Annotated in this window: 6 protein-coding genes; 4 read left to right on the plus strand and 2 right to left on the minus strand. The window is 61.4% G+C overall.

The features are described 5' to 3' along the window. Positions 1 to 75 precede the first annotated feature (75 nt). Positions 76 to 1,338 carry an IS21 family transposase gene (gene istA / locus AAHS21_RS31855; protein ID WP_061559562.1) on the plus strand — a complete coding sequence of 421 codons (1,263 nt, stop codon included), beginning with the start codon at positions 76 to 78 and terminating at the stop codon, positions 1,336 to 1,338. Beyond that, positions 1,335 to 2,192 (plus strand): IS21-like element helper ATPase IstB, encoded by an 858-nt coding sequence (istB, locus tag AAHS21_RS31860; RefSeq protein WP_276327233.1) that lies wholly within the window; start codon positions 1,335 to 1,337, stop codon positions 2,190 to 2,192. Before istA ends, istB begins: the two co-directional genes overlap by 4 nt. Before the next feature lie 49 nt (positions 2,193 to 2,241). Here the strand turns inward: istB and AAHS21_RS31865 are convergent, their stop codons facing one another. Together AAHS21_RS31865 and AAHS21_RS31870 are read right to left on the minus strand one after the other, a co-directional pair. Next, a complete protein-coding gene (locus AAHS21_RS31865; protein WP_061559563.1) occupies positions 2,242 to 2,502 on the minus strand; it encodes a hypothetical protein in 261 nt (86 codons plus the stop codon). A gap of 22 nt (positions 2,503 to 2,524) precedes the next feature. Beyond that, complete coding sequence (locus AAHS21_RS31870) at positions 2,525 to 3,145, minus strand: superoxide dismutase (RefSeq protein ID WP_061559564.1); 621 nt, start codon at positions 3,143 to 3,145, stop codon at positions 2,525 to 2,527. Between the two features lie 436 nt (positions 3,146 to 3,581). Between AAHS21_RS31870 and AAHS21_RS31875 the strand changes: the two genes are divergently transcribed. Continuing rightward, complete coding sequence (locus tag AAHS21_RS31875) at positions 3,582 to 3,911, plus strand: metalloregulator ArsR/SmtB family transcription factor (protein WP_061559566.1); 330 nt, start codon at positions 3,582 to 3,584, stop codon at positions 3,909 to 3,911. Positions 3,912 to 4,120: 209 nt separating this feature from the next. Beyond that, positions 4,121 to 5,257, plus strand: coding sequence for a HoxN/HupN/NixA family nickel/cobalt transporter (locus tag AAHS21_RS31880; RefSeq protein ID WP_225337188.1), 1,137 nt, complete (start codon positions 4,121 to 4,123; stop codon positions 5,255 to 5,257). Positions 5,258 to 5,355: the final 98 nt, after the last annotated feature.

Raw genomic sequence — 5,355 nt, forward strand, 5'->3', positions numbered from 1 at the left:
CCGTGTCGTCGATTCCTGAAAAGTAGACCGCTGAGGGTCCCGCAATGTTGACCCACTTGGTGGTCTTTTGGAGGGATGCTCTCGGTGGAGGATTGGGCGGAGATTCGGCGGTTACATCGGGCTGAGGGGGTGCCGATCCGGGAAGTCGCTCGCCGGTTGGGGATTTCGCGGAATACGGTGCGGGCAGCGTTATCGTCGCAGCGGCCGCCGAGGTATGAACGCGAGCCTCGTGGCTCAGTGGCCGATGCTTATGAACCGCAGATTCGGGCGTTGTTGGCCGAGTGGCCAAAGATGCCTGCTCCTGTGATTGCCGAGCGGATCGGCTGGCCGTATTCGAGTTCGCCGTTGAAGAAGAAGCTGCAACGGATCCGCCCGGAGTATGTCGGGATTGATCCGGTCGACCGATTTGTGTATCGACCCGGCGAGATCGCGCAATGCGATCTGTGGTTTCCAGCGATCAAGATCCCGGTCGGCGAGGGACAAGAGCGTGTGTTGCCGGTGTTGGTGATGGTGTTGGGGTTCTCTCGGTCGATCGGTGCAGTGATGTTGCCTTCTCGGCAGGGTGGCGACATCTTGTCGGGCATGTGGTCGCTGATTTGTCGATGGGGACGGGTTCCGAAGACCTTGGTGTGGGATCGCGAGGCAGCCATCGGCGGAACGGGGCGGGTCTCGACGGCGGCAACGGCCTTCGCGGGAACGCTGGCCACCCGTGTTCAGCTGGCTCCGCCGCGAGATCCCGAATACAAGGGTTTGGTGGAGCGAGTCAACGGCTATCTGGAGACCTCGTTTCTGCCGGGGCGTCGCTTTGTCTCGCCAGCCGATTTCAACGCTCAACTCGCAGAGTGGTTGATACGGGCGAACACTCGCACGGTGCGGGCGATCGGGGCGCGGCCGGTTGATCTTTTCGAAACCGACTATCAGGCGATGCTGGAGCTTCCGCCAGTGGATCCCGCGATCGGTTTGATTCATCGCGTTCGGTTGTCTCGCGACTACTACGTGCGCGTCGATTCGGTGGACTATTCGGTCGACCCGCGAGTGATCGGCCGGTTCGTCGACGTCACGGCATCACTTGAGGACGTGACGGTGCGCTGCGATGGTCAGGTGGTGGCCCGGCACCGTCGATGCTGGGCCGCGCGGGCGACGATCACCGATCGGGCTCACGTCGACACCGCGGCTGGGTTGCGCAATGCGCTGGCTGATCAGCGTCGCCGGCGGTCCACGGCGACCCGCCGCCACCATGACGGGCATCCGGTAGCACTACGGGCCCTTCCGGATTATGACGCATTGTTCAGCGTCGACTTTGATTCTGCCCCAACAACAGTGAGGAACAGCTCATGAGCGCGGCCACCAAGACCAATAAGCAGCAGCCCAACAATAGCGCTGCACCGGCGATTGCTGATGTCTCACCGTTGGTTTCGATGCCTGCCGATGGGTTGCCGGCCCAGTTGGCCTATCTGACAAGGGTGTTGAAGACCCCGACGATTGGACGCTGCTGGGAACCTTTGGCTGCGCAAGCCCGCGATGACAACTGGTCTCACGAAGAGTATTTGGCTGCCCTGCTGCAGCGTCAGGTCGCTGACCGGGAATCGGCCGGCACGATTATGCGGATCCGCACCGCGCACTTCCCGCAGGTCAAAACGTTGGAGGACTTCAACCTCGATCACCTTCCGTCGTTGCGGCGAGATGTGCTCGCGCACTTGGCGACGGGCATGTTCGTGCCCAAGGCCGAGAACGTGATCTTGCTGGGACCCCCAGGGATCGGTAAGACCCATCTCGCGATCGGGTTGGGTGTCAAGGCGGCTCACGCCGGCTACAGTGTCCTCTTCGATACCGCTTCTAACTGGATCGCTCGATTGTCTGCAGCGCATCACGCCAACCGTTTGGAGGGCGAGTTAAAGAAGATTCGCCGCTACAAACTCATCATCATCGACGAGGTCGGCTACATTCCTTTCGATCAGGATGCCGCCAACCTGTTTTTTCAGCTGATCGCTTCCCGGTATGAGATCGGCTCGATCATGGTGACCTCAAATCTACCGTTCGGGCGCTGGGGTGAAACGTTTTCCGATGATGTGGTCGCCGCGGCGATGATCGATCGTCTCGTTCATCACGCCGAAGTGCTTACCCTGAGCGGAGATTCGTATCGCACGCGGGCGCGACGGGAACTGTTGACCAAGGACCGAGCGACCACCTGACACTGATCCGGCGTTGCGCTTCGCAGTGGGCTGGCTGCCACCAAACACCCTAGGGTGGACTGGGTGGTTGCCCGTGGCGCGACACAGTTGACGCAATAGCCTGCAGTATTTCGGTGGTGGGTTTACCTGTCGTGACTTCCATAGCCGAGAGCAGCAGCCCGCACAGGTTGACCAAACCGGTGATCAGCCCCTCGCCACCGTTGGGTTCGGCCAGGTAGTCATCGACGCGCTCGCCGAAGAAGGTGCAGTCATCCTGGCTCCAGGCGGTCATGACGTCAATCGCCCAGCGCGTCTTCTCGTCGTCGGCCATCACAACATCGGCACTCGCCGGCTTAGAAGATCAAGCCGGATGTCTTAGTGGTCGCTGCAGCGAAACGGTTTTGGACGTCGGCCCAGTTGACGACGTTCCAAAAGGCGTTGACGTAATCGGCTTTGACGTTCTTGTACTGCAGGTAATACGCGTGTTCCCACATGTCGACTTGCAGCAGCGGGATGATGCCCAGCGGCACGTTGGCCTGCTGATCGTAGAGCTGGAAAGTCAACAGCTTCTCACCGAGCGTGTCATAGCCAAGGACCGCCCATCCCGACCCCTGTAGCCCGTTGGCGGCCGCGGCGAATTGCGCCCGGAACTTGTCGAACGACCCGAACTGATCATCGATGGCTGCCGCCAACTCACCGGTGGGCTTGTCACCACCGTTGGGAGACAGGTTCTTCCACCAGATCGAATGGTTGACATGCCCGCCCAGGTGAAACGCCAGATTCTTCTCGTTGAGGAAGATCGCGGCGTGGTCGTCATTGGCGCGAGCTTCGTCGAGTTTGGCGATCGCGTCGTTGACGCCCTTGACATAGGTGGCGTGGTGCTTGCTGTGGTGAATCTCGTTGATCTGCCCCGAAATATGTGGCTCGAGGGCTCCGTAGTCGTAATCGAGGTCGGGCAGGGTGTAGTCGGCCATCAGATTCTCCGATCGTCAGCTGTCGGGTTTGCGCGGGCACTCGGCACGAATCGCCGGACAAAGGTCTGGGCGGGTCCGGCGACGCACGTTCACCACTTCTGGCAGCATATGTCCGGCAGCTCTCATCTGTCCACCTGTTCATCTGTGCTTATGATACGGTGATGCGGCGGGTCGGTCGTATCCCAGAGTCGGTGCAGCAACCGTGTCCCCTTGACATCGAGGTGGTCGTTGGCGTGCCGGCCGACCCGCCCACAGACTGCTCCGGCGGCGCAAGCGCACAGAACATGAATGCCTGCGGCACAACACTATTCGACGACACAGGCACGCAGCGTCCCGGCGTCGACCCTCCTGAAGATCCCACGGTGACGACCGTGCCGAACGGTCGGACCTCGCAACATGATCGCATCGGCACCGATGTGGGTTAGATTCTGAAGGCATGGAGCACGCCGGTAAGCGGGCGCAGACCAGGAAGGCCAGGTCTGCACTGTCAGACGTGGATGCCGCCGCCTGGTCACAACGATTCGACCTGCTCTCCGATCCTCACCGGCTGGAGATCTTGCTGGTGCTGCACCGCGCACCCGGCATCTGCGTCGGCGAGCTGGCCGACACGCTGGACCGATCGGAAAACGCTGTCTCACAGGCTCTTCGGGTACTGCGCCAGCAGGGCTGGGTGAAATCGACCCGGGTCGGCCGCGCGGTGAGCTACCGACTCGAGGACCAGATCACCCACGATCTGCTGCACTGGATCGGCGCACAGCACAACTGAACACCGGCACTTCAACACCTTCACTCATCACCACGACCCGCGCCGCCACCCGGGTGCCCCGCTTTACCAAACACCGCAGTCGCTTAACCGCACACTCAATTCACCTGTTCATCTAGACAGGTGAACAGGTATCGGATAGCCTTTGGCCTCGTCAGCTGCGGCTCCCCGCGGACCCACCGGCATCACGAATGGACGAGAGGTGCGCAATGGTGTCTGAACCTGCGGTCGAAGAAACGCCCCGGCGTCTGGCCCAATTCCGCGCCAGCCTCTCACGCGCCGACAAAACCTCACTGGCCGGGATGTACGGATTCATCGTATTGCTGCACCTAGTGGGCTTCATTGTGCTGTTCGCGTTCGTCGTGCCCAACAATTACCAGCTCGGCGGGGACCACCCGGTCTTCACCATCGGCGTGGGCGTGTTGGCCTACACGCTAGGGCTGCGCCACGCGTTCGACGCCGACCACATCGCCGCCGTCGACAACACCACCCGCAAACTGATCGCCGACAACACCGCAGCCGGCCTGGACAGAAAACCTCTCTCGGTCGGTTTCTGGTTCTCGTTGGGCCACTCCACCATCGTGTTCACCCTGGCGTTCCTGCTCGCCGTCGGGGTTCGCGCGCTGGTCCGACCCGTCCAGGATGAAAGCTCGACACTGCACACCATCACCGGCATGATCGGCCCCTCAGTATCCGGAATCTTCTTGTGGATCATCGGCATCCTGAACCTGGTCGCCCTGCTCGGCATCATCAAAGTGTTCCGCGAACTGCGCCGCGGCCGCTACGACGAAGCCGCGCTAGAAAAACAACTCGACTCACGCGGATTCATGAACCGCTTCCTGGGCGGGCTGACCAAATCAGTCACCAAACCGTGGCACATCTACCCCATCGGCGTGCTGTTCGGACTCGGCTTCGACACAGCCACCGAAGTCGGGCTGCTCGTGCTCGCCGGCGGCGCCGCCGCGTTCAACCTGCCGTTCTACGCCATCCTGGTTCTGCCAATCCTGTTCGCCGCCGGCATGTGCCTGATGGACACCACCGACGGCGTCTTCATGAACTACGCCTACGGCTGGGCCTTCGCCAAACCCGTCCGCAAAATCTTCTACAACCTCACCATCACATCGATCTCCGTCGCCGTCGCGCTGATCATCGGCACCATCGAACTCATCGGCGTGCTCGCCGACCGCCTCCACATCGACTCCGGACCACTCGCCGCGATCGCCAACATCAACCTCGACTACGCCGGCTACGCCATCGTCGCGCTATTCGTCTTCTCCTGGCTTATCGCCGTGTCCGTCTGGAGATTCGGAAACATCGAACAACGCTGGTCCACCAACCTCACCAGCTGAACGGCCGTCGGTCCGGCCGACCTGCGCCGCGCCTCAACGACGCAAGCGGGTCAACTTTCCGGGAACCGCAGCGGGTCAATTTTGAGAAACCGTTGACA

The organism is Mycobacterium sp. 050272, assembly GCF_039023525.1.
Taxonomy (GTDB): Bacteria; Actinomycetota; Actinomycetes; order Mycobacteriales; family Mycobacteriaceae; genus Mycobacterium.

Coding starts and splice junctions, on each gene's coding strand:
- AAHS21_RS31870 (WP_061559564.1), bottom strand. CDS start 3,145: ATGGCCGACTACACCCTGCCCGACCTCGATTACGACTACGGAGCCCTC.
- istB (WP_276327233.1), top strand. CDS start 1,335: ATGAGCGCGGCCACCAAGACCAATAAGCAGCAGCCCAACAATAGCGCT.
- AAHS21_RS31865 (WP_061559563.1), bottom strand. CDS start 2,502: ATGGCCGACGACGAGAAGACGCGCTGGGCGATTGACGTCATGACCGCC.
- AAHS21_RS31875 (WP_061559566.1), top strand. CDS start 3,582: ATGGAGCACGCCGGTAAGCGGGCGCAGACCAGGAAGGCCAGGTCTGCA.
- istA (WP_061559562.1), top strand. CDS start 76: ATGCTCTCGGTGGAGGATTGGGCGGAGATTCGGCGGTTACATCGGGCT.